Origin of the sequence: Pseudomonas sp. IPO3774, assembly GCF_013386835.1 — a bacterium.
In the GTDB taxonomy this organism is placed as follows: Bacteria; Pseudomonadota; Gammaproteobacteria; order Pseudomonadales; family Pseudomonadaceae; genus Aquipseudomonas.
Genome location: NZ_JACAQY010000034.1, coordinates 322,494 through 345,963, shown reverse-complemented (window position 1 = coordinate 345,963; position 23,470 = coordinate 322,494). Strand labels below are relative to the sequence as shown.

Below are 23,470 nucleotides of genomic sequence, written 5' to 3'. Positions count from 1 at the left end.
GCATGGAGTGGCACACATTAGGCAGCACCCCGTTCCTGCCGCCGCTGTATTGGCGCGCGGCACTCAAGCGCAAGATCACCGGCACCACGCTGCCCGAGCAAGGGTTGCGCTGCCGGGTCAGTGTGAACCCCAGGGAAGTCGCGGCCTATCGCAAGGTCTGCGGGTTTGCCGACAGCCCGGTCTTGCCGGCCACCTATCCGCATATCCTGGCATTCGGCCTGCAGATGCAATTGCTCACTGACAAGGCGTTTCCTTTCCCGCTGCTGGGATTGATCCACCTGAGCAACCGGATCCGCACCCTGCGCCCGTTGGGCGGTGTGAGTGACTTGACGGTCGGCGTTTACGCGCAGAATTTGCAGCCCCATGCCAAGGGCGCGACATTCGATATTGTGACCACGGTCGAAGATTCACTGGGGCTGCTGTGGGAAGCCGAAAGCCGAATGCTCTGTCGTGGGGTGAAACTCGATGGCGCTGCGGCGGACAACACCCCGCAAGCCTCCACTAACGTAAGCGAGCTGACCCGTTGGAAAGCCCCCGCCGATGTTGGCCGCCGCTACGCCCGGGTGTCCGGCGACTACAATCCGATTCACTTGAGCGCCCTCACTGCCAGGTTATTCGGCTTTCCCCAGGCCATCGCCCATGGGCTGTGGAACAAGGCCCGCACACTGGCGGCACTGAGTGAGCATTTGCCAGCCGCCAATCTCGAGATAGATGTCGAGTTTAAAAAGCCGGTGCGTTTGCCCAGTGAGGTAACGTTGTTCACGAGCGCCCCCGGCTCCAGCGGTGAGCTGCAACTTAAAGGCGCCGGGGACATTGAACACATGGTCGGCCGCTGGCGGCCCATCGCCTGATAAATTGTATATATACATCTTAAGTTATAGCGAGCTATCGATAGCTCGCTACTCTTATCAACTCATTGATTTTAATAAACTTACAACTTAAACACCGCTGCCTTCTACACCCTTGGTATTAGTCGTTAAGCAAACTAACTCTTCGTGTATATAAATCGTTAATACCAAGTTGAGCGTTGCGAGAGCGCGCACCCGGGACTGTTATAGCCATAACGGACGAATGTATCGCTGTCCCTAGAAACAGCGAACTTCGAAAACAACAAAGGCTGTACCAGGTGCAAGGAACTCAATCATGAAAACTCAAGTCGTGTTGTGGAAAGCAAGTACCGCGCTGGCCCTGATTCTGGCAGTAAGCCTCGGAGGCTGCAGCAGCGGTGGTGGTGGTCATCACAGTAGCGTCGCAGCCTCCTCTCCGGATGCTGGCGGCGGTACTGGCGGTGGAACAGGTGGAGGCACCGGCGGCGGTACCGGTGGTGGCACTGGCGGCGGCACTGATGGAGGTACCGGTGGTGGCACCGGCGGCGGCACTGGTGGAGGTACCGGTGGTGGCACCGGCGGCGGCACTGGTGGAGGCACCGGCGGAGGTACTGGTGGAGGTACTGGTGGAGGTACCGGCGGCGGTACCGGTGGTGGCACCGGCGGCGGCACTGGTGGAGGTACCGGTGGCGGCACTGGCGGTGGTACTGGCGGCGGCACCGGCTCGACCACTCCCCTGGTCACCGGCCAGGTAGTAGGCGCTGTGGGCGGTGTCGTCGGTAATGTCGGCACCACGGTAGGTAACCTGGGCACAACCCTGACCACGGTTCCCATTGTCGGCACCACTGCCGGCGGGCTGGTCACTGCGACAGGCACCGCCGTCAACAGTATCGGCGGCGGCTTGAGCAACGGCCTGGGCACGCTGGGTACCAATAGCAACTCCGTGGGCACAACCGTTGCCGGTGTGGCCGATGGCGTTGCCGACCTGGGCACCGGCGTTTCCAACACCGGCAAATCCCTGGGCACCACCCTTGGCGGCATTCCCGTCGTCGGCGGCTTGACCGGTGGCGTTGGCGGTGCGGCAGGTGGCGTGGTTGATCAGGTCGGCCAGGCCGTCACCATGCTCGGCGATACCTTGAGCACTGCCAGCACCACCGGGCCATTGGGCAGCGTGACCAATACGGTGGGTAAAAGCGTATTGGTACCGGTGGTCTCCCTGGTGGAAAACACCACCGGCAACCTGGGCAATAAAACAGGCCTGGGCAACCCGGTCGGCGGCGTACTGGATAAAGTCGGCTCCACTGTCACCGGCCTTGGCGGCCAGGTGGCCAGCGCCGGCGGCGCAGGCAACCCTGTCGGGACACTCGTCGGTGGCGTGTTGACTGGCGTTGGCACCACCCTTGATAAGTCGAGCGGTTACGTCAACCCGGCCACCACGACCCCTCAATCGGGCCTGCCTGAACTCGTCGGCGGTCTTGTCGCCAACGTCGGCAACGGCCTGAATGCCGGCAACACCAACGGCACTGTCAGTGCAGCCGGTGTAACCGGTGGCCAAGTGGGTAACACCGTCGCGTCGCTCGGCACCCTGATCGGTGGCAATGGCGTGGCCAACACTGCAGCCACGGCTCCTGTTGCAGGCCTGGCGACCAATGTCGGCACCGCACTCAACCCAGTGACCTCGGGTGTTGCCAACCTGACGCAAAACATCGGCACCAGCACCGGGATCGGCGCACCGGTGAATGGTCTGGTTACCCAGGTCGGCGGCGCAGTCAGCAGCCTGGGCACCAACCTGACGGCGGCGAATGCCAATCCGGTGACTAACGCTGTGGGCGGTACCCTGAATGCCGTCGGCAATACCGTCGGCTCGGTGGGTGGCCTGGTAACCGGCGGCACCAGCAGTAACGGTGGCGGTCTGCTCGGTGGCTTGAACGTGGGTGCCGGTGCCTCCGCTACGGGCACTGCCAATGCAAATGCAAACACAGGCGGCGGCCTGGGAGGTCTGCTCGGTGGGCTGACCGGCAAAAAATAGAATTGCACCTGGCCATTAGACGGCCTCCCCTACAGCGCCTACGCTTGGTTGAGACGAGAGATTCCAACGAGTCTCTCGTCTTTTTTATTGGCCAATGAATGGCTTTGCGAACCGTGTCCCAGAACCCGGCGGGCCTAGCGAAAACGCTGCAGCAGTTTTGACCATGGAGTGTCCTATGCGCGCCTTGACGCCTTTGTTTCTGCTCACCCTCATTGCTGCCAGCGTCCATGCCGAGACCCTGCCCAGCTACCTCAACAGCAACGACACCATTCGCAACCTGCCGGTACCCAACCTCCCCGCCGATGCCTATCGCCCGGTCACCCCACAGACCCAACTGCCCGAGCCGGCGGCAACCCAGGGCCAGCCATTGTTGATGGACACCAAAGTGACCATCCGCAAGCTGCAAATCGACGGTGGGACGATCTACCCGCTCCAGGATGTGGCCAAGGTTTTCGAACCGCTGATTGGCCATGAAACCAACCTGGCACAACTGATCGAAGCCACCCGCGGCATCACCCGCCGCTACCAGCAGGACGGCTATCTGTTGTCCTACGCGTACCTGCCCGACCAGCGCTTCGAAAACGGCCTGGTGCGCGTGGTGCTGGTGGAGGGCTATATCAAGGATTACAACGTGCAGGGCGACATTGGCTCGGTCTCGGCCTACGTCGACAAACTGGCGGCCAAGCTGCTGGCCGAGCGCCCGCTGACCCGCAAGACCTTCGAACGCTACACCACCTTGATGGGCCGCATTCCAGGTGTAACGCTGCAGGCGCAAGTACCGCCGCCGGGCACCACCGATGGCGGCACGCGCATGCAGATCCAGGCCTCGCGCAAACCCTTCACCAGCAGCATGAGCATGACGGACGACAGCCGTGGCGGCCTGCAAGCCCTGATCACCGGCACCAGCAATTCCCAGACATCCATGGGCGAACAACTGAGCGTCAGCGGCCTGTTCCCGCCCGGCGAGGACAAGGAGCACTACTACCGCCTGGGCTACAGCCAGTTCGTGAATGCCGAGGGCACTCAACTGGTGGTCAACGCCGAGCGCTACCGCGCCGACCCGCGCAGCAACGTGCAGCTGGACGGCGGTTTTGAACTCAAGCCACACCAGGAGGTTGACCGCTACTCCGTCGGCCTCAGCCATCCGCTGATTGCCTCCCCTACCGAGTCATTGACCCTGGGCGCGCGACTCTATGCCGTGGACCAGACCACCCGTTATCAACTGGTGGGTTTCCCGCAACGTTTCGACCTGGAAACCAACCTGCGCGCCCTGGCGTTCGAAGGTGACTGGCGCAAATCCGACACGCGCCAACTGCGCATTCTCAGCGCCGGCCTGTACCAGGGCATCGACGGCCTGGGCGCCAGCACCCGGAGTGACTTCGAGGGTATAAAACCCGACATCGACTTCTTCCGCCTGCGCGTCTCGGGCGTACAGAGCGACAAGTTCTTCGACAACTGGCAAGGCGTGGCATCGGGTGCCTTCTACTGGAGCAACGACACCCTGCCCGACAGCGAACGCGCGACGTTCGGCGGGCAGAATTTCGGGCGTGGCTACCCGGATGACCAGGGCTCGGGCGACAAGGGCTGGGGCGTGGCGTATGAGGTCAACTACAGCTTCAACCGCAGCGGTGAGTGGGTAAAAATCCTGCAGCCGTACGTGGTGCTCGACAAGGCCAAGACCTGGTTCAACGAACTGCCGGCCAAGGGCAACAACATGTCATCGGCAGCGGTGGGCCTGCGCTTCGGCGATAACAAGTACTACAACATCGCGCTGGAAGCGGCCAAGCCAATGTCGGATATCGCCCTGGACAGCTTCAATCGGCGGCCGCGGTATACGCTGAGTTTCAGCTACCAACTCTGAACCCTGTGGGAGCGAGCTTGCTCGCGAAAAACGTCCAGACAACGCGGGGAACCAGACTGCCCGCGTTATCGTTGACGTTTTTCGCGAGCAAGCCCGCTCCCACACAAGCTCGCTCCTACATCAATCTGATCTTGGGGATGGGGAAGAGGTTGTTGAGGGTATCGATCAAGCGCACCAGGTAGATCGGCTTGCGGAACAGGTCCAGCACCTGCAGGCGCAGCATGTCACTGACATCATCCATCTCGGCGTGGCCGGACATGACGATCACCGGCAAGTGCTGGCGAGCGGTGTGTTCGCGCAGACGCTTGATCAAGGAAATACCGCTTTCCTCGGGCATGCGCAGGTCGGTAATCACCAGTGCGATATCGGGGTGCAGGGTCAGCTCCTGCAAGGCAAAGGTGACCGAGGTCGCGGTAAAACAGACAAAGCCTTCATTCTCCAGCGACTCGGCCAGTTCAATAAGGGCGTCCTCTTCGTCATCCACCAAAAGGATTTGTTGCCGGGGAGCCGAAGAGGAGTTCATGTGGAAATGCCTGATACGCAATAGATCATTCAGCGGAACCTGCACGTTTAGGCGAGTACCGGGGTCAGGTATGAATGCCGGCCTGTATCGAGTTGAAGACGCCGGTTATGGCCGTCCGGATAGGTGTAATAAAAGCAGCCAGCGCCACAGCGACCATCGCCGCAACCAGTGCGTATTCGATACCCGATGCGCCCTCTTTGGAATAGAAAAAAATCTGGACTTTGATGAAACCCATGCGAATAAGATCAAGGAACATAATGACTTCTCCTTTGCGCCCACGGCGCTGGTATCGCGGCATCACAAAAATGATTTCGGTGTGCCACTAGAGCATTGTCAACAAACCCCAGACCAACAACTGTAAGAACTGATTAATCACAAAGTATTAGTCGGCCGGCTGACGCCAAAAATCCCACTTTCGCAGAGGTTTCTGGAGATATTTTTCGCCCGGTAATGGCGTTTTGTCTTAGCTGAACTACCTTCAAATAGCGAAATAGTTAGAAGCTTGAAGCGATCCGGATACGCAAGCATTAGTGGGAACAGCAGTGGATGCAGCAGGAAAGGGAGAGCCTTCATGAACAGTCGGATTAGCTTGATCCTCGCCGGGCTGCTGTTGGTAGGTGCACTGATTGCAGGCTACTGGGGCCTGGTACTCAGCCGCCCTGCCCCTGTCGCACCGCCCGTGCCCCAAACGCCTGAAGTCGTGCAACCCGTAGCCGAAGACCAGACACGCCAACCCGTGGTGGTGCTGGCCCATGACGTTGCACCTTTTGTTGCGCTCACCGCCGCCGACCTGACCCTGGAAAAACTGCGCACGGTTCCCGCCGGCAGCCTCACCAGCCTCGACCAGGCCGTGGGCAAGATCCCGTGGCGGCCGCTGTCGGCCGGGACCTGGCTGACCGAGGAGAGCTTCAACTCCGGCGGCACCGTGGCGCGAATGATCCGCCCTAACGAACGCGCGCTTGCCGTCGCCGTGGATGAAGTGATCGGCGCCAGCGGGCAACTCTCCCCGGGGGACTATGTGGACGTCCTGCTCTTCCTGCGCCAGGAAGCCAGCAACCCGCAGCAGTCCGCACAAATCGTGGTGCCCGCCTTGCGCCTGCTGGGCGTCGGCGATCAACTGGGGCTGACCAACGACGGCACGCCCGGCTCCGTGCCACCGACCACCCCCGACGAAAAACTCAAGGCGCAGCAGAGTCGCGCCAGCGCGCGCACGGTACTCCTCGCCGTACCGGAGGAGCTCCTGAGCCGGCTGATGCTCGCAGCCCAGTCCGGCGTACTGCGCCTGGCTGTACGCAGTGCCGACGAACAACTGCTGAGCCAATACTGGGCCGGTGAAACGGAGTCCGCGACCCACCTGGAAAACACCCGGCGCGAGCTCTACCAGTTCAACCAGCTGGCCTTCAGTACAGCGCCGGTCAACGGCCTGAGTCCCGCCGGCAATGGTGCGCCAAGGCGTTCAGGCGTCGAAGTAATACGTGGCAATCAGGTTACCCAACAAACGCCCTGAAAGAGCTAAGGATGCCTTGAATGAGCAGTCGTTTCGTGTGGTCTTTTTCGCGAATTTTCTGGGCACTTCTCACCCTGAGCCTGCCTGTCGGCGTTGCACTGGCAGCACCCGGCAACTGCACGGGCCTGGGCCAGCTGCCGGCAGTGCTGGAGGTGGGTGAAGGCGCTCAACAGGCTATCCAGTCGCCGGTGCCGATTACGCGGCTGGCGATTGGCGATCCGAAAGTGGCCGATGTGCAGGTCAACGGCAACCAGGCGTTCCTGCTCACCGGCATCGCCTCGGGCACCACCAGCCTGATGGTCTGGACGGCCTGCTCCAGCAGCCCGCGCCAAAGCATGGTGTTCGTCAAGGGCAAGGCCACGTCGGCCCTGACCAGCCTGGCCCTGTCGCCGTCCGATGACCCGACCCTGCCCAGCCAGGTGCAAACCGACATCCGCTTTGTGGAAGTGAGCCGCACCAAACTCAAGGAGGCCAGTACCTCGATCTTTGGCCGGGGCGGCAACTTTCTGTTCGGCGCCCCGAACAATGTTGCCAATGCGGCGGCCACAGGATTCCGTGGGCTCCCGGTGAACAACGACACCTTCAACATCGGCTTTGGCGGCGGCCGTGTCTCGGCCATGATCAACGCCCTGGAAAGCAGCGGCTTTGCCTACACCCTGGCCCGGCCGAGCCTGGTGGCGCTCAGTGGCCAAAGTGCGACCTTCCTCGCCGGTGGTGAAGTACCGATCCCGGTGCCCAGCAGCGGCAGCAACACCATCTCCATCGAATACAAAGAGTTCGGTATTCGCCTGACCCTGACCCCGACCGTCATCGACCATGGGCGGATTTCCCTGAAGGTCGCGCCAGAGGTCAGTGAGCTGGACTACACCAACGCGGTCAACATCCAGGGCATCTCCGTGCCGGCGCTGACCATCCGGCGCACCGACACCAGCATCTCCCTGGCCGACGGCGAAAGCTTCGTGATCAGCGGCCTGATCAGCACCAACAACACCTCCAGCGTCAGCAAATTCCCGGGCCTGGGTGACATCCCGATCCTCGGTGCATTCTTTCGCGACTCCAGCATCAATCGCCAGGAAAAAGAGCTGCTGATGATCGTCACCCCGCACCTCGTGCAGCCCTTGGCGGCCAACGCCCAACTGCCTTCGTTGCCAGGGGAAAAGCTGCGCAATTACGACCCTAACTGGTACCGCCTGTATTTCCTCGAAAACGGCAATTTCGACCGCCGCAGTGGACTGTCCGAATGAGTGAGAGCCTGAGCCAGACCTTTTTGGCAATTACCCGCAACACCACGGATCTGGAATGGCTTCAGGGCGCACTCGCGCCCCTGGGGCAAGTGGTCAGCGCCGGTGCCGGCAGCCTCGACGAACTGTTGGCACTGGTAGACGTGACGTTCGCCAACCTGGTGTTCATCGGCCTGGACCGGGAACACGTCACCACCCAGTGCGCCCTGATCGAAGGTGCCCTGGAAGCCAAGCCGATGCTTGCCATCGTGGCCTTGGGCGATGGCATGGACAACCAGCTTGTACTGAACGCGATGCGCGCCGGCGCACGGGATTTCGTGGCCTACGGCTCGCGCTCCAGTGAGGTTGCCGGCCTGGTTCGGCGCCTGAGCAAACGCTTGCCGGCGGTCACCCCGAATACCCATCTAGGCGGGCTGACCGTGCTCTACGGCACCCAAGGCAATGCCGACGGCGCGCTGATCGCCAGCCACCTGGCGCTGGTGGTGCAAAAAAGCGGGCAGCAAACGCTGTTGCTCGACCTGGGCCTGCCACTCGCTGACAGCCTCGCACTGCTGGGGCTGGAGAGTTCTTTTCATTTCGGCGACGCGCTGCGTCACTTGCGGCGCCTGGACTCAACCCTGATCAACAGTGCCTTCACCACGGCCGAAGCCGGTCTGCGCATCCTCGCCTACCACAACAACGACGAGCCCCTGGAGCGTACCAGCGCGGCCGAGCTGTACATGTTGCTCAGCGCCCTGCGCCAGCACTTCCAGCACATCGTGGTGAACCTGACCGGCCAACCCGACAGCGAAGCCTTGCGCACCTTTGTCAGCCATTGCGACAAACTGCTGTGGTGCACCGACCAAAGCGTGCCCGACTGCCGCCGCAACCTGGCCGTACTCAACCTGTGGCGGGAAAAAGGCATGAAACTCGACCATGCCCGCCTGCTGGTAGACCGCTACCTAAAGGGGGCCGCCCCGGACTCGGAGGCACTGGGCAAGAGCTTCGGGCTGGAAGTAATCGCCGTCCTGCCCTGGAGCCCGGAAGTGCGCCTGAGTGCCAAGAACCAGGCCCAGACCCTGTTCGCCCTGGCCCCACGGGAAGCCCTGACACAGACGTTGCGCGGCTTGGGTGAGCGCCTGGCAAAACGCTCCGAGGGCCTGGAAAAACCCTCCACCAATTGGCTCAACCGCCTTCTGAGGACCAAATGAACGGCGAGAAGCTGTTTGGCGTCGCCCCGCGCGGCAACGTCGGCAACACTGATCACGACGGCCTGAAGCTGGTGCTGCATCGCTACATCATCGATGCCATCGAGGATTCGGGAAAAAACCTGCTGGAAGGCACACGCCAGTCCCTGGCGCAGTTTGTGATCGACAAGGTGGCCGAATACATCACACGTATGCACCTGGCGATTTCCCGCTATGAGATGGAGCGCCTGGCCGAAGAGATCGTCGATGAGCTGACCGGTTTCGGCCCGCTGGAAGTGCTGCTGCGCGACCCGACCGTCACCGAGATCCTGGTCAACGGCCCGCACCGGGTATTCGTCGAACGCGATGGCCTGCTGCAACAAAGTGACTTGCGCTTCATTGACGACCACCATGTCGAGCGGGTCATGCAGCGCATCCTCGCCCCCCTGGGACGCCGGCTGGATGAGTCGTCGCCGATGGTCGATGCGCGCCTGCCCGATGGCAGCCGGGTCAATGCGATCATTCCGCCGATTGCCCTGGACGGGCCGTGCCTGTCGATTCGAAAGTTTCGCAAGGACATGCTTAAAAGCAGCGACCTGGTGGCCATGCAAACCATCGACCAGGCCATTTTCGATTTTTTCAAGGAAGCCGTCGGCAAGCGCTGCAACATCCTGATCAGCGGCGGTACCGGCACCGGTAAAACCACACTGCTGAACATTCTCAGCCAGTTGATCAACCCCCGCGAGCGCCTGGTCACCATCGAAGACGTGGCCGAGTTGCAACTGGGCCATCCCCACGTTGTGCGCCTGGAAACCCGCCCGCCCAATGCCGAGGGGCATGGGGAAGTGAAGGCCAGTGACTTGATCCGCAACGCCCTGCGGATGCGCCCCGACCGGATCATCCTCGGCGAGATCCGGGGCGTGGAGGTCATCGATGTGTTGACCGCCATGAACACCGGCCACGACGGCTCGATGAGTACCGTGCACGCCAACAACGCCCAGGACGCCTTGCTGCGCCTGGAAACCCTGGTGGGCCTGACCGGCCGGGTCGTCGCGGAAAAAACCCTGCGGCAAATGATCTGCGCAGCGCTGGATGTGGTGATCCAGCTGACGCGCCTGCCCGATGGCCGCCGCTGTGTCAGCGAAGTGGTGGAAGTGGTGGGCATCCGCGAGGACGTGTACGTCACCAACACCCTGTTTCGCCACGACAAGCGCACCGGCTTTGGCTTCCTGCGCGAAGCGGTCAACCCGGCCGGTGACAAGTTGCGTCACGAAGGTCACCTGCCGGTGTAGGAGGCAACCCGATGATCGGTCCGATTCTGCTCGCCCTACTCGCCGTGGCCCTTCTGGTGCTGGGGATAGGCCTGATGCGCAACGGTTTGCGCAAGGCCCAGACCGACCGGGTATTGGAACGCCTGGCCGAAGGGCAACCCCAGGCCATGAAAGACAACGCGGTGACCACCAGCCTGGAACGCACGTTTATCCGTGCAGGCCTCGGCCGGCCAACCGAGCGCCTCGGCCTGTGGCTGACCCTATGGGCCTTTGGCGCCCTGCTGGGGGGGCTCGTGGGCCAGTGGATAGGCTTGTTTGTGATGGTGGCGGCACCGCCCTTGGCACTGCGCCTGTACATCGCCGTACGCTACCAGCGGCGGCTGCGCCGGATGATCGAACAACTCCCGCAATTGCTCGATCACGCCGTACGCAGCCTGAAATCCGGACGCACCCTGGCGGACGCCATCCTGAGCGGAATCGATGCCAGTGACGACCCGTTGAAAAAGTCCATGGGCCGTATCAAGCGCAATGTGCAATTGGGTGTCAGCCTGCCGGAGGCCGCTCATGACTATGCCGAGTTTTATGAACAGGATGAATTGCGCCTGTTTGCCCTGGGCCTCAAGGTCAACCACCGCTACGGCGGCAACGCCAGTGAGCTGCTGGAAAACCTGATCAAGATGATCCGCGAGCGCGACCAGGGCGCACGGCAATTACGCGCCATGACCGGTGAAACCCGGGTGACCGCGCTGGTGCTGGCGGTACTGCCGGTGAGTGTCGCGGGCTACTTCCTGCTCGTTAATCCGACGTACCTGATGGCCATGTGGGATGACCACAGCGGCCAACGCCTGATGCTCGGTGCGTTCGCCTTGCAAGTCATCGGATGCGTGGCGCTGTGGCGCATGTTGCGGAGTATCTGAGATGGCGATACTGATCAGTGCCGTATTGTTTCTTGCCGCATTATCACTGCTGCTGGCGAATATCCTGAGCAGTCGTCGTCAACAACGCGTGGTCGCCCAGCGGCTGCAGGGCGAGCCAGGCCGCAATGACAAAATGAGTGAGTGGTTGCACCAGTTGGGCAGCACCCGGATCGGCCAGCGCACCATCAGCCTCGATAACGAAACCCAAATCCTGCTCAACCGCATGGGCTGGAGAAAAACCAGCCAACGCTCGATGTTCGCCGCTTGCCAGATCGGTTCACCGATAGTTTTGCTGGGGCTGACCGCGATGACACTGGAGCTGTTCTTTCCCGGCACCGAGCATGAGTTTGTGATCTCCCTGCTGGGCCTGATCATCGGCTACCTGCTGCCCAAGCGAATACTGGTGGCACTCGCCAAAAGGCGCCAGGGGAAAATCTCCCGGGAAGTAGCGACCTTCATCCCCCTGGTGCGCATTCTGTTTGAGTCAGGCATGGCCGTGGAGCAGGCGCTGCGGGTCATGGCCTACGACGCGCAAAAGTTGCTGCCGGTACTGACCGCCGAACTGCGCCTGGTGCTGGCACGCGTCGATTCCGGGCTGGAGTTGGGGGAGGAATTGAACAAGGCCAGCCAGATGCTGGACGTCGATGAACTCAGCGACACGTGCCTGATCCTCCAGCAGCTTCTGCATCAGGGCGGCGGGGCGATGAAGTCGCTGCAATCGCTCAAGCAGTTGCTGGATGACCGGCGCCTGACCCGCCTGCAGGAATACATTTCCAAGATGTCCGCCAAAATGTCCGTGGTGATGATGCTGTTCCTGTTTCCCGCATTACTGATCGTATTGGCCGGCCCTGGCTTTATCGCCATCGCCAAAGCCTTCGTGCCTTGAGAGGACATGCAATGAAGACATTGATGGTCGCCTGCAGCCTGTTGTTGTTAAGTGGTTGCGCCAGTAACGGGCAACTGCCGTGGGCGGGTTTCAGCGCGCAGGGCAGTTGTGCCAAGCCCAACTCCAATCAGGAGTTATCGCTGAACCTGGCCGACGACATGGCCAACGAGGGCAAGCTGCACGCCAGCCTGGCCAACCTGCAAAACCTGCCGGACAACCTGCCCCAGGTGCGCCAGCGCCAGGCCAAGGTGTACCGCCTGCTGGGCCGCAGCGAAGCCGAACCGTTGTACCGCAGCCTGCTCGGTACCTGCATGGCTGCCGAAGGCGAGCACGGGCTCGGCCAGCTGGCAGCGGCCAGGGGAGACAACGGCCAGGCCATGGCGCACTTGCAACGCGCGGCCAGGATGTCGCCCACCGATGAGAAAATACGCAACGACCTGGGCGTGGTGTACCTCAATCAACGGCGCGTGGAAGATGCACGCTTCGAATTCCTGACGGCCATGGAGCTCAAGCAGAGCGATCAACTGGCGGCGATCAATCTGGTGACGCTGATGATCTACCAGGACAACTGGGAACAAGCCGCACAAGTGGCCAGCCGCATGGGCCTGAGCCCGGAACAAGTGACGCAAGCCCAGGCCCGGGCGCAGCAACTCAAGGCGCCCGTCTCAACGACGACAGCGCAAAAAGATCAGGTCGCAACCGTAGGCGACGTGCTGCAAGCGCCGGTCAAATAGGTCTCTGAAGGGAGTACACACGATGAAATTCACACTGCTCGCCACGCTGCTGTTCGCCAGCCTGCCGCTGACGGTGCTGGCTATTGAGCCGGGGCCTTCTTCGCCACAGCAAAAACAGACCGAAGGCTGGCTGCAACTGCAGGTCAGTGGCGAACGCGCATCTCCCATCCGGCAGAAGGCCACGCCCGCTGAACGCGACCAGGCCATGCAACGCCTGCTGGACAGTTACAAACACCCTATTCCTGAGTACTACGACCAGAAACTGGGCGGCAACACCCCAGGCAGCAACAACTAATGCGCAGTGACGCGCTGGCGCGCCGCAGAATTGTTCGGCGATAACGCCAGCGCCAACTGGGTTCGGTTGTGCATATGGGTCAGGCGCAGCACTTGGGACACGTAGAGTTTCACGGTGTTTTCAGTGATGCCCAGCTCACAGGCAATCTGGTAGTTGGTCTGGCCCTTGCCTACCAGCCTTGCGACATCCAGTTGGCGGGGCGACAACTGATTGAAGATCGCCGGTATTTCAACCCGGTCAGTGTCGCTGACTTCACCCTCGGCTTCAGTCGACAGGCCGGATTGCGGACTGCTGCGCACCTTGTCGAGGTCATGATAAAGGTCATCGATGGACGCCGAGAGAAACTGCAGCTTCTGGTTCAGGTGCCCCAGGTCGAGATCTTTCTGTCGGTCCTGCAGCGCGACCACCTGGCGTTGCAACCCTTCGAGCAGCTCGCCCAAATTGATCGGCTTCTGGTAGTAATCGGCAATCCCGGCGCGCAAGGCCTTGATCACGTCCTGCTTGTCTGCACGCCCGGTCAGCATGATGGCCTCAAAGACCCGTTGCTTGCCGGCCAGGTGTTGCAGGGCCTGGACCAGTTCGATGCCATCCATCTCGGGCATATGCAGATCGCACAGCACCAGGCCGATCTCGGCATCGTCGCGAAAACGCTCGATGGCTTCCTGGCTGGATGCGCAAGGGACGCAACGGTAACCGTTGCTTTCAAGAAATTCGCAAAGCTCTTCCACGATCAAAGGCTGATCGTCCACCACGAGCACTTTCACTTGAGAGGTAAGCTTGTTCACGCGCTACTCCATGCCTGGCAAGCAAAAGGACCGATGTATCCATTCCGACCATTTTTCCCATACAACTTACCCATAAACGTAGACGTACTTTCCTACTATGTACATAGCGTTACCCTACGTGGCGACTAATGGGATCCAAAACCAGGACAGGCAAAAACCAATCAGTAAAAAAGGCACGAACGGCTGCCTGGCCGAATCTGCCGGATCAAGGTACTGCAAGGTATTCCTAAGCCCTTGATTCATCAGCGGCCACACCCTGGGCGCCAGCAACAGCCAGGCTGCGCTCGCGAGGCCGGCGCCGATAAAAGTGCCCAGTACGTAGAGGTAGTCGGTTGCCAGCCCCAATGCCGCGATCAGCTTCACGTCACCGGCGCCCAGGCGGCCCAGCGCGTACCCCGGCAGGGTGAACAACAACGCCAGGACAAAGGCCACACCGCCCTCGACAGCCGGTGCACCGAGCCAGGTCGTACCGCTCCAGAACAGGTAACCCAACGCCAGCAAGGCTGCGCCGAGGGTCAAACGGTTGGAGACCTGACGTAGACGGATATCTTGCACAGCGCACAGCGCGAGCCAAACGACCAGGACGAGGCTTTGAATCACGTAAAAAAAATCCCTTTTTGCTGAATGATTCTATGCTGATATCAGGTAGTAGTAGTCAGGGTAGACGAGTCATGAAAAAAGGCCTCGCTAAAAAGCAAAAAGGTGCCGCCGCGCTGGAGTTCGCGATGGTCTTCATGATTTTTTTTGCCATTTTTTATGGCCTGGTCAGCTACAGCTTGCCGTTATTGCTGATGCAGTCCTTTACCCAGGCCGCCGCCGAAGGCGTAAGACGTAGCGTCGCGCTGGACCCCGCCACGCCTGGCTACGTCACGGCACTGCCGCTGCAGGCCGTCAGTGCGGCGCAGGCACAACTGGCGTGGATCCCCTCCCAGTTCAAATTCCTTCCCGGGTACGTGACGGCCGTCTACAACTCGTCAGGCGTGTTGACGGTGTACATCAACTACCCGACGTCCAGCCTCCAAAGTGTGCTGCCGTTCCTGGTACTGCCAGGCATCGGTACCGTCCCCGCCCTGCCTCCCATGCTGTCCGCCCAGTCGAGCATGCAGTTTTGACCTCAGGCGATAGACTCTTCGGCCGCCTGCTCGGACGCGGCAACCAGCTGCCTGCTGACGCACCGGCAGCGATCCCGGCAACCGCCGCGTTGTTGTTCTACCTGGACGCCCAGGGCCGCGTAATGGATGTCCATGGCCCGCTTCGCCATCGACTCGAACACCCCGCTGCGCAACAGCAACAGGCACCCTCGCTGCTCGACTACCTCACTGCGGCGAGCCGCCTGGTGATCGAGGGCACGCCCAGCGACTGGCAGGGGCAAAGCCTGGACCTGGAGCTCAAGGGGCTCGCCGGGCAAACCCTGCATACCCGTGGCTGGGTTCAACCCGAAGGCAAGGGCTGGCTCCTGCAATTGCTGGACATTGGCGACCTGATTGCCCATCGCCAACTCACCCAGGTGCGCGAACACAATCAACGGGTGAGCGACCAGATCAGCGAGCAACTGCGGGTCTGCAGCCTGGTGCGCCTGCCCGAAGTACTGCAAGACACTCTGCAGGCTATTTCCCAGCACTGGCACATCCCCTGCGTCGCCATCGCCTTGCTGGATGAGCAGGGCCAGGCGTGGTGCATCGAGGGCTGTTACACCGCCCACGATGCGCCGGTACTCTGGAGCAACGGCCAAGCCCTGGGCTCCAGCCTCGACAGCCTGGGCGGCACGGCGCCAGTGAGCCTGGAGGTAAACCGTGGCCACAGCGAACACCCACGCCTGCAAGGCCTGTTTGGCAATACCGATGGTTTTCTGGTGCCCTACCGCGACGGACTGGGCGTGGGCGCATGGCTGCTGTGCGGGGTGTATCACCGCCAGGAACACACCAGCGACCGTGACTGGTTGCAACTGACCGCCGCCCTCGCGGCACCGCTGCTCGGCCGCCTGCGCGAACTGCGCCATCAACAGCAACTGGAACGCCTCGACGCGCTGCAAGGATTGCTCGGCACCGGCTGGTGGGAGCTGTCCCCACACACTGAAGACCTCGAACTCGCCCCACCGCTGCTGCACACCCTGAGCCAAGGCGAGGCGATCACACAGCTGTCGCTACCCATGTGGCTCAAGCTGATTCACCCTGCCGACCGGGAAGAACTCGCCAGCCGCCTGCAAGACCTGAAGACCCTGGGCAAACCGCTGTCCACCAGTGTGCGCCTGCAACGTGCCGACGCGGCGCTTAACCCCATCTGGTATCGCGTGCAGGGGCAAGCGTTGGGCTCGGGTGAGCATCGCCGCCTGGTGGGCTTCATGCTCGACATCAGCGACATAAAAAACCAGGAGCAACAGGCCGCCGCCGCCCACGCACGCCTGGATAACCTGATCGCCAGTTCCCCGGCTGTGATCTATGTGCAGCGCTACGTCGAGGGCACGCTGCAACCGGTGTTCTTCAGCGACAGTTTGCTGCCGCTGCTTGGCCGCACCCTGGCCGATTTCACCCCGGCGACGCTGAACCAGTGGATCCACCCCGAAGACCGCGACCTCTACTTCGACCGTACCCGCCAACTGCTGCGCGAAGGCAGCGTGCGCAGTCGCTACCGGGTGCTCGACACACAGGGCAATTACCACTGGCTGCTGGATGAAGCCCGGCTGCTGCGCGACGACCTCGGGTTGCCCGTGGAAGCCGTGGGCCTGTGGCTGGATGTGACCGAGACGACCCTGGCGGCGCAACGGATCAAGGAAAGCGAGGAGCGCTATCGAATCCTCGTGGAAGACTCCCCGGCCATGATCTGCCGCTACCTTCCGGACCTGACCCTGACCTTCGGCAACACGCCCCTGGCCAACTACATGGAATGCCTGCCTGGACAGCTGCCGGGCATGAACCTCCGCCAATGGTTGTCGGACGAACAACACGAGGCGTTTGTACTGCGCATCCGCCAGCTCACCCCGGAATTCCCGGTGAGCACCGCCGAAATCAGCCTGCAACTGCCGGGGCGCACACATGCCTGGTGGGTGTGGTCGGACCGGGGCGTGTTCGACGAACAGGGCCAGTTGCAGGAAGTGCAGGCCGTGGGCCGCGACAACACCGAAGTGCGCCGCTCCCAGCAGCAACTGACCCAAAGCGCCAAAATGGCCACCCTCGGCGAAATGGCCACCGGCCTGGCCCATGAGATCAACCAGCCGTTGAATGTGATGCGCATGGCCATCGTCAACGTGCTCAAGCGCTTGAGCAACGGTGATGCACAAATCGACTACCTGACGGAAAAACTCCAGCGTATCGACTCCCAGGTCCAGCGCGCAGCCCGCGTGGTAGACCACATGCGGGTGTTCGGCCGCCGCTCTGAAGTCGAACAACAGCCCTTCAACCCGGCGCAGGCGGTGGAAGGCACCTTGTCGCTGCTCACGGAAGGCCTGCGTGGCAAAGGCATAGAACTGCGGGTGACGCAGACGGACATTGCGGTGCAGGTCAAAGGCTACGTCGACCAGCTGGAGCAGGTGCTGATCAACCTGATGGTCAACGCCCGCGATGCCCTGCTGAGCAAACGCGAGCACGACCGCGACCTGCAACCGTGGATCTCGGTGCAGATCGAACACGACAGCCGTCACGTGCGCATCTGGGTCGAGGACAACGGCGGCGGGATTGACCCGCGGCTGCTGGAGCGGATTTTCGAACCGTTCTTCACCACCAAGCCAATTGGCGTGGGCACCGGCCTGGGGTTATCAGTGAGCTACGGCATTGTCGAGAACATGGGCGGCCGCTTGAGCGTCGCCAACAGTGAACATGGGGCGAAGTTTTGTGTGGAGTTGCCGGTGGTGAGCGAGGTTTAGATCACCAGGTACGCATTACCCGAGTGGCAACTGAGGTTGGCGCCCACGCCGACCTGGTTAAGGTCGACTCCCAGCCCCAGCAACAGGGTATTCACCAACGAATTGATCAAGGGTATCAGCGTGGCATTCAGCACGTTGAGCAGCAGCGTGGTCACACCACTCAACACGGATCCTAGCCCACCGATCAGGTTGCCCAGCACGTTCGCGTTGCCGGGGGTAGGCCCGTACATATTCAGGTTAAGCCCGGCCGTCACGCCGTTCACCGGATCGGTCAGGCCGCTGACGATATTGGTCGTGCTGTAGCTGGAGTAATACGGCGGCTGGGAAATCTCCGGCAAATTCGGCGATTGGTAGGTGTAGGGAATGTTGTAAGCACCGCCTACCTGAATATTGGCCGACAATCCCAAACCACCGCCTACGCCCGTGACCACCGGATTGCAGAACACAATTAACGTGCAGGTCTTCGTACCGATATCGACGATCTTCAGCGGCGTCACCACCACCGTAGGGGGTGTAGGGCCAGTGCCGAAAACGCTGCTGCTGGCAATCTGGCCCATCCGCAGATTGACCAGTGATGTGTTGGTGGCCGTGGTCAGGGTTTTACTGGTCGGGCTGGCGCAGCTGTAACCGGTGACCCAACTGGCGGCACTCGCCGCATCCAGCTCGATATCGATACCCACCGGCGGCGGCAGCACTTGCAACACCGGCGACGTACACGAGACCGCGCAGGTCAACGAATTGATCACCCCGACCAGGTTCAGGCTGAGCAGCGCATCCAGGGTGCCCAGCAACGGGCTCGCCAACCCGTTCACCGCGTTCGTCAGCGTGGAGACGGTGTTGAGTATCGGCAGGTTAACCGACAGCTTCGTGCGTAACTGAGCCGTCTGGACGTAAATCCGGTTTGGGCCGGTCATAGGATTCTGCCCGGGCGCCGTGGCAAGCGCCGGGTTACCGATGGCCGATAGTTGTGGCGGCTGCAACACCTGGACGCTGGCGGTGATTTGCGCCACCCCCGGCAAGTTGATGGGAAAACTGGCCACCAGGCCGTTTTGCTTGTTGGCCAATTGCACGAACCCCTGAATCAGGTCGAACACCCGCATGTTGACCGCCAGGGCGGCGACGCTGGCACCACTCTCCACCGACAGCACATTGCCCAGCACCACCGTGGTCGCCCCCGCTGCGACTTTAAGGGCCTGCAGGCTGGCAATGGTCGCGGTGGCCGACAATGTATGCGTGGGGTCCAGCACATTGATTGCCGACTGAATCAGTTGGCCAACCGCGATGGTGTTGCCCAGTACCTGTGTATAACCACCGGCCGTCAGCCCCAGGTCGAGCTTCAGTTGGTTCAGGTAACTCAGCAAAGAAATGTTGGTGTTGATCAGGCCGTTCCAGCCCGCCACCGAGAGGTTCACGGCGCCGCCCAACAATCCGCCGGTCAGCGCGTTAAGCAGGGGCGCGTTATTCGTATCCACCACCAACGCCGTGCTGCGAATGGTCAATGACGCCAGCGGTGGCCCCAATGCGGCGACCGCCACTGCACTCACCGTCGTCTGTGCGGCCACCGCGGTACCGTTGACCATATTCCATATGCCGCCGGCAACGCTGGTCGCCACGGTCTCGGAGGCCACCACCTGGATCGCATCGTTTTGGCTGGCGTTGGCGCTGAAGACCCGCTGATTGCTGGCATTGGTCACCAACGTGCCGCAGGTGACCACCAGTGCCCGGGTGTTGGCGACTATCGTGAAGCCATTGCGCGTGGCGTTCTGCGTGGCGTAATCGTTGGCCGTGGTGCTCGATGCGCATTGCCCGCCACGATTGGCAGCTTCCAGGGCTGCCGTATCGGCCACGGACTGCAACTTGCGCTTTTCCACGTACAGGCGGCTGCTGTCGATGACCAGCAACAGGAATAGCAAGGCCATCCCCAGGGTCAGGGCCGCCATCAGGCCAATCGCACCGCGTTGCCTTGCAGGCCCGCCCTGGCGACCGGAACGAAGTCGAAGAGACATCGAGCACTCCTTTGCCGGCACACTGCCGAGCGCTTACTCTCCTGTGTTGCTTGGGAGTGTAGTCAAGAGCGGCGGGGGCTGCAGGCCAGTCGCCATAGATCGACGACTGGCGGAGGGCTGATCAGGCGATCAATGCGGCGGGTAGTTGGAAAGCACCTTGGTCACCGTGGCACGAATAGCGGCACTGCGGTCTTGGGGTTCAGGCGAGCTGGCGAGGATCTGCTCATCGCTGCCACGCCACACCAGCTTGCCATCCTTGCCGTCGAGCAAGTCAATCTGGATGGTCGCGACCTTGTAGGTGATGTTGCGGGTTTCGTTATACATCGGCGCGCCCCAGTAACCATTCCACGGGCCGCCCCAGGCGCCGCCGTAATTGGTGGTGACTTGTTGCTGGCGGTCTTCGACGATCAGGTAGGTCTGTACATTCAGGTCAGCTTTGGTGCCCGGCGCCGCAGGGCGCAGGCCACGCTGGTCGAGCTGCTCGCCCACGGCCTGGCGGATGCGTTGTTCGGTGAGGTCACTCTTGATCCGCGGGTCATCCGGGCGGTATTGCAGCGCGGGTTCTTTCCAGCTCCAGCTGCGGTAGGCGCCAAAGTCCCGGCTGGCGTCGAAATCATGGTTGACCTGGCTGGTCTGGCAACCGCCCAGCAACACAACAACAGCAAGTGCAGCAATACGACGAAGCATGGTTTTTCTCCAAAAGACAATCCGGGCCTGAGATGAGAATAGCTGCTAACTGGGTGGGTAGGCAGTCATTGCCTTTTGCATCGCCTCACGCAGCGAGTCGGCGCGCTCGCTGAGGCTGCCCTGGCTCGTGGTTTCGGCGCTGGTGCTCCATACCGGCTGGCGGGTGCGCGCGTCGAACAGGCTGATGCGCGCCACGGCCACCGTCACTTCATAAGTGCGTACCACCGGCACCGTGTTGTACATGCCGTAGCCGTTGCCGTAGCGGTTATAGCCGCCGTAACCGTAGCCATAGTCGTCCTGGACCTGGCGCAGGCGTTTTTCCAGGCGCACGTCGGCGCTTACCAGCAGGTCGGGGGCGCGGTTGTCATGCAAGGGGCGCAGGCCGCGCTGGTCGAGGGCGCCGCTGACCGCCTCGGCAATCTGCGCCGAATCCGCCCAGGCCGAGCCTGCCGGCAGCTGGTTGTTGAGCCAGGCCCAACTGCGGTAGGCGCCGTAGTCGCGCACCGGCGCCGGGTAGGCGCTGGCATCAAAGGTGTTGGCCGCCTGGGCAGGCGCCGGCGGCATCGGGGCAGACGCCGCCACATACGGGTTGGGGCTTTGGCAACCCGCCAGGCCCAGGCCCAGCAGGATCAGTCCAAGACAGCGCTTCATTTCGACCTCCGCAGACTGGGCCGCTTAAACCGGACGGCAGATCCAGTGCAAATAACGCCCAAGTCCGGCAAAGCTTGGGTGACGACGGTGTGCGAGCTCCATCTCCAACAAATCCTGCAACTCGGCGCGGGCCTGGAATTCCACCGGCATATAGTCGTGGAACACCCGCACGCCACTTTGGGTTTCGACCTGCCACAGGCCCTCTAGTTGCGTCGCCAACTCCCGTGGGTCCAGGGGTTGTTGCGGCGTGAGGCTCTGCTTTTCGCCGGCCATGTCGTTCTTGCGCATTTTGCGGAAGTGGCCTTTGAGCAGGTTGCGGTAAATCAAGGCGTCGCGGTTATAGAAAGCCAGCGACAGCCAGCCACCGGGCGCGGTCAACTGGTGCAGCACCGGCAGGATCGCATGGGGTTCGGCCAGCCATTCCAGCACGGCGTGGCACAGCACCAGGTCATAGGGTTCGGTGAGCTGGCCCAGCAGGTCCTGCCAGGGTGCCTGAATGAAGGTGGCGGTCTGCCCGGCTTCGGCGAAACGCTGGCGAGCGCCCTCAAGCATCGGCTCGGCGGGTTCGGCCAGGGTTACATCATGGCCGCGCTCGGCCAGCCACAGCGACATATGGCCCAGCCCCGCGCCGATATCCAGTACCCGCAACGGGCGGTCCGGCAGCGCTTCGATCAAATCGGCTTGCAGCACCGCCAGGCGAATCGCGCCCTTGGCACCGCCGTAGATCTTCTCGGCAAAGCGGGTGGCCAACTGGTCGAAATGACGGTCGCTCATTTGGCAAACCGCCGTTCGCTGTCGGCCAGCTTGGCCTGTACCACCTGATCCATGTCCAACCCCAATTCACTGCACAACAGCAGCAGGTACAGCACGATGTCACCGACTTCCTGGCCGGCATGGGCGAGTTTGTCGGCGGGCAACTGGCGCGACTGGTCTTCGCTCAACCACTGGAATATCTCCACCAGCTCGGCCATTTCAACGCTGGCAGCCATCGCCAGGTTCTTGGGGCTGTGGAACTGCTTCCAGTCGTTGGTATCGCGGATGCGGTGCAGGCGTTCGGTGAGGTGATCGAGGTTCATGGGGGGCTCCTGAAGGTGTATAGCTTCGGGCGCAAGCCGCGCGAAGGCAAGTGAATCCCTGCGGCCCGTAAACCTCTATGCTAGAAGGGAACTAGCTTGGGCCAATAACGAACAAAGGCTCAGGTTCGGCAGCTACGCCCACCGTCTTATCAGGACACACACATGCAAACAGACTTTTTCGGATGGCTGGGTCTCAAGATCGGCCAGATCATCCACTTTATCGTCGAGTTGTTCAGCGGGCTGTTCAATACCCTGTCCCACGCGGGCGGCGACTTTGTCGACGGGCTGTCCAGATCCTTGGGGATGGACACCTCGATCATCAGCATCCTCATGCTGATTATCGGCTTGATGCTGTTGTACTCGGCGGTGCGCGCGTTTATGCGGGCTTCGATCATCATGGGGATTATCTGGTTGATGCTCGGGCTGTGGGTGCTCAGTTGGGTGGTGCATTAATAAAGGGCCAGCAGGGTAAATCCCTTTAATTTGAGGGACGTTTCCGAGACAATCTTTCGGCCTTGTGCCTGTTGGGATGGGTGGCTAGTCTTCGGCCCTTCACTGCATATCAGTGATCGGGTTTAGTCGCCCGGAATTAGTGAGCGCAAGTTGTCGCCATGCTTCATGGCGGCTGTGCGCAGGGCACCTTCGGGTGCGCCGGGTTCCACTAGCCGGTCGACTAACCTGCGTACAGCCGCCACCCTCGTTTAGTCGCGCGGGTGTCAGCTCCTTACCTTCTAGTGGAGTTACACCATGCATAAGCTCGTCCCCGATCCACCCAGCGACCTCCTCAACGACCGCGCCGCCTTCAATCGCGCCCTCGAACATTACCTGCCATCCCAAGGCTTCCACACCATCAACGAAGACCTGAGCTTCGAAGATTCCCTGCTCTACACCGCCAGCCTGCTCAGCAGCGCCTCGGCGACTGCGCTTGATTGCGGCGAGCTGCTGGAAAGCCCGCAGCGCGCGAAGATCCTGGCGGTTTGGCACTTGCTGGAAATTGCCAAGACCACCGTCGACCGCTCCATCGAATGCCTGCACCCGCGCAAAACCTGACACTACGCGTTCAAAAATGTGGGAGCGGGCTTGCTCGCGAAAGCGGTGGATCAGCCAATACATCCGGCGACTGACACACCGCTTTCGCGAGCAAGCCCG

The 23,470-nt window shown here is 61.6% G+C and carries 24 protein-coding genes; 15 read left to right on the top strand and 9 right to left on the bottom strand.

What is annotated here, in order from left to right; translation table 11 throughout:
• The first annotated feature begins 2 nt into the window (after positions 1-2).
• From HYE77_RS19665 to HYE77_RS19650, 3 genes are all read left to right on the top strand, one after another.
• Positions 3-851, top strand: coding sequence for a MaoC/PaaZ C-terminal domain-containing protein (locus tag HYE77_RS19665; protein WP_177069152.1), 849 nt, complete (start codon positions 3-5; stop codon positions 849-851).
• A gap of 292 nt (positions 852-1,143) precedes the next feature.
• Entirely contained in the window at positions 1,144-2,856 is a 1,713-nt protein-coding gene (locus tag HYE77_RS19655) for a collagen-like triple helix repeat-containing protein (protein WP_256347372.1), read from the top strand.
• Between the two features lie 175 nt (positions 2,857-3,031).
• Positions 3,032-4,717, top strand: coding sequence for a ShlB/FhaC/HecB family hemolysin secretion/activation protein (locus HYE77_RS19650; protein ID WP_177069150.1), 1,686 nt, complete (start codon positions 3,032-3,034; stop codon positions 4,715-4,717).
• 115 nt (positions 4,718-4,832) lie between these two features.
• Here the strand turns inward: HYE77_RS19650 and HYE77_RS19645 are convergent, their stop codons facing one another.
• Both HYE77_RS19645 and HYE77_RS19640 read right to left on the bottom strand, forming a co-directional pair.
• Entirely contained in the window at positions 4,833-5,240 is a 408-nt protein-coding gene (locus HYE77_RS19645; RefSeq protein ID WP_003212897.1) for a response regulator, read from the bottom strand.
• A gap of 64 nt (positions 5,241-5,304) precedes the next feature.
• The gene (locus HYE77_RS19640; RefSeq protein ID WP_008438993.1) at positions 5,305-5,496 is read right to left on the bottom strand and encodes a Flp family type IVb pilin; all 192 of its coding nucleotides are present in this window, start codon (positions 5,494-5,496) and stop codon (positions 5,305-5,307) included.
• Positions 5,497-5,811: 315 nt separating this feature from the next.
• On the opposite strand from HYE77_RS19640, the gene cpaB reads away from it, so the two are divergent.
• The 8 genes from cpaB to HYE77_RS19600 are packed head-to-tail and all read left to right on the top strand — an operon-like array spanning position 5,812 to position 13,257.
• Positions 5,812-6,747: a Flp pilus assembly protein CpaB gene (gene cpaB, locus HYE77_RS19635; RefSeq protein ID WP_087693096.1), complete on the top strand. Its 936-nt coding sequence runs from the start codon at positions 5,812-5,814 to the stop codon at positions 6,745-6,747.
• 20 nt (positions 6,748-6,767) lie between these two features.
• Entirely contained in the window at positions 6,768-7,991 is a 1,224-nt protein-coding gene (locus HYE77_RS19630) for a type II and III secretion system protein family protein (protein WP_008438995.1), read from the top strand.
• Positions 7,988-9,178 carry a pilus assembly protein gene (locus HYE77_RS19625; protein ID WP_177008345.1) on the top strand — a complete coding sequence of 397 codons (1,191 nt, stop codon included), beginning with the start codon at positions 7,988-7,990 and terminating at the stop codon, positions 9,176-9,178. The genes HYE77_RS19630 and HYE77_RS19625 overlap by 4 nt, the downstream gene beginning before the upstream one ends.
• Positions 9,175-10,446, top strand: a complete 1,272-nt coding sequence (locus HYE77_RS19620) for a CpaF family protein (RefSeq protein WP_008438997.1) — start codon at positions 9,175-9,177, stop codon at positions 10,444-10,446. The genes HYE77_RS19625 and HYE77_RS19620 overlap by 4 nt, the downstream gene beginning before the upstream one ends.
• Positions 10,447-10,457: 11 nt before the next feature.
• Positions 10,458-11,342: a type II secretion system F family protein gene (locus HYE77_RS19615; RefSeq protein WP_003212908.1), complete on the top strand. Its 885-nt coding sequence runs from the start codon at positions 10,458-10,460 to the stop codon at positions 11,340-11,342.
• A gap of 1 nt (position 11,343) precedes the next feature.
• Positions 11,344-12,228 carry a type II secretion system F family protein gene (locus HYE77_RS19610; protein ID WP_003212910.1) on the top strand — a complete coding sequence of 295 codons (885 nt, stop codon included), beginning with the start codon at positions 11,344-11,346 and terminating at the stop codon, positions 12,226-12,228.
• An 11-nt stretch (positions 12,229-12,239) separates the two neighbouring features.
• Positions 12,240-12,962: a tetratricopeptide repeat protein gene (locus HYE77_RS19605; RefSeq protein WP_177069149.1), complete on the top strand. Its 723-nt coding sequence runs from the start codon at positions 12,240-12,242 to the stop codon at positions 12,960-12,962.
• A 22-nt stretch (positions 12,963-12,984) separates the two neighbouring features.
• Positions 12,985-13,257: a DUF3613 domain-containing protein gene (locus HYE77_RS19600; protein WP_008439006.1), complete on the top strand. Its 273-nt coding sequence runs from the start codon at positions 12,985-12,987 to the stop codon at positions 13,255-13,257.
• Here HYE77_RS19600 and HYE77_RS19595 read toward each other — a convergent pair.
• Both HYE77_RS19595 and HYE77_RS19590 read right to left on the bottom strand, forming a co-directional pair.
• The gene (locus tag HYE77_RS19595) at positions 13,254-14,042 is read right to left on the bottom strand and encodes a response regulator transcription factor (protein ID WP_003212915.1); all 789 of its coding nucleotides are present in this window, start codon (positions 14,040-14,042) and stop codon (positions 13,254-13,256) included. The genes HYE77_RS19600 and HYE77_RS19595 overlap by 4 nt on opposite strands.
• Positions 14,043-14,156: 114 nt before the next feature.
• Positions 14,157-14,642 carry a prepilin peptidase gene (locus HYE77_RS19590; protein WP_177069148.1) on the bottom strand — a complete coding sequence of 162 codons (486 nt, stop codon included), beginning with the start codon at positions 14,640-14,642 and terminating at the stop codon, positions 14,157-14,159.
• Positions 14,643-14,713: 71 nt separating this feature from the next.
• Here HYE77_RS19590 and HYE77_RS19585 point away from each other — a divergent pair, with 71 nt between their 5' ends.
• Both HYE77_RS19585 and HYE77_RS19580 read left to right on the top strand, forming a co-directional pair.
• Positions 14,714-15,154: a TadE/TadG family type IV pilus assembly protein gene (locus HYE77_RS19585; RefSeq protein ID WP_003212919.1), complete on the top strand. Its 441-nt coding sequence runs from the start codon at positions 14,714-14,716 to the stop codon at positions 15,152-15,154.
• Positions 15,151-17,901, top strand: a complete 2,751-nt coding sequence (locus HYE77_RS19580) for a PAS domain-containing sensor histidine kinase (RefSeq protein WP_177069147.1) — start codon at positions 15,151-15,153, stop codon at positions 17,899-17,901. The genes HYE77_RS19585 and HYE77_RS19580 overlap by 4 nt, the downstream gene beginning before the upstream one ends.
• Here the strand turns inward: HYE77_RS19580 and HYE77_RS19575 are convergent.
• The 5 genes from HYE77_RS19575 to HYE77_RS19555 form a co-directional block, all read right to left on the bottom strand.
• Entirely contained in the window at positions 17,898-19,907 is a 2,010-nt protein-coding gene (locus tag HYE77_RS19575; RefSeq protein ID WP_256347371.1) for a pilus assembly protein TadG-related protein, read from the bottom strand. The genes HYE77_RS19580 and HYE77_RS19575 overlap by 4 nt on opposite strands.
• Before the next feature lie 129 nt (positions 19,908-20,036).
• On the bottom strand, positions 20,037-20,594 hold the full coding sequence (locus HYE77_RS19570) for a DUF4136 domain-containing protein (protein WP_003212927.1): 558 nt from the start codon (positions 20,592-20,594) through the stop codon (positions 20,037-20,039).
• 45 nt (positions 20,595-20,639) lie between these two features.
• Positions 20,640-21,245: a DUF4136 domain-containing protein gene (locus HYE77_RS19565; RefSeq protein WP_008439011.1), complete on the bottom strand. Its 606-nt coding sequence runs from the start codon at positions 21,243-21,245 to the stop codon at positions 20,640-20,642.
• Between the two features lie 24 nt (positions 21,246-21,269).
• Positions 21,270-22,019, bottom strand: a complete 750-nt coding sequence (locus HYE77_RS19560; RefSeq protein WP_076017967.1) for a methyltransferase domain-containing protein — start codon at positions 22,017-22,019, stop codon at positions 21,270-21,272.
• Complete coding sequence (locus HYE77_RS19555; RefSeq protein ID WP_017478435.1) at positions 22,016-22,321, bottom strand: MazG-like family protein; 306 nt, start codon at positions 22,319-22,321, stop codon at positions 22,016-22,018. Before HYE77_RS19555 ends, HYE77_RS19560 begins: the two co-directional genes overlap by 4 nt.
• 162 nt (positions 22,322-22,483) lie before the next feature.
• Here HYE77_RS19555 and HYE77_RS19550 point away from each other — a divergent pair, with 162 nt between their 5' ends.
• Together HYE77_RS19550 and HYE77_RS19545 are read left to right on the top strand one after the other, a co-directional pair.
• A complete protein-coding gene (locus HYE77_RS19550; RefSeq protein ID WP_003212934.1) occupies positions 22,484-22,774 on the top strand; it encodes a hypothetical protein in 291 nt (96 codons plus the stop codon).
• 294 nt (positions 22,775-23,068) lie between these two features.
• On the top strand, positions 23,069-23,371 hold the full coding sequence (locus HYE77_RS19545) for a DUF6124 family protein (RefSeq protein ID WP_023659366.1): 303 nt from the start codon (positions 23,069-23,071) through the stop codon (positions 23,369-23,371).
• Positions 23,372-23,470 lie beyond the last annotated feature (99 nt).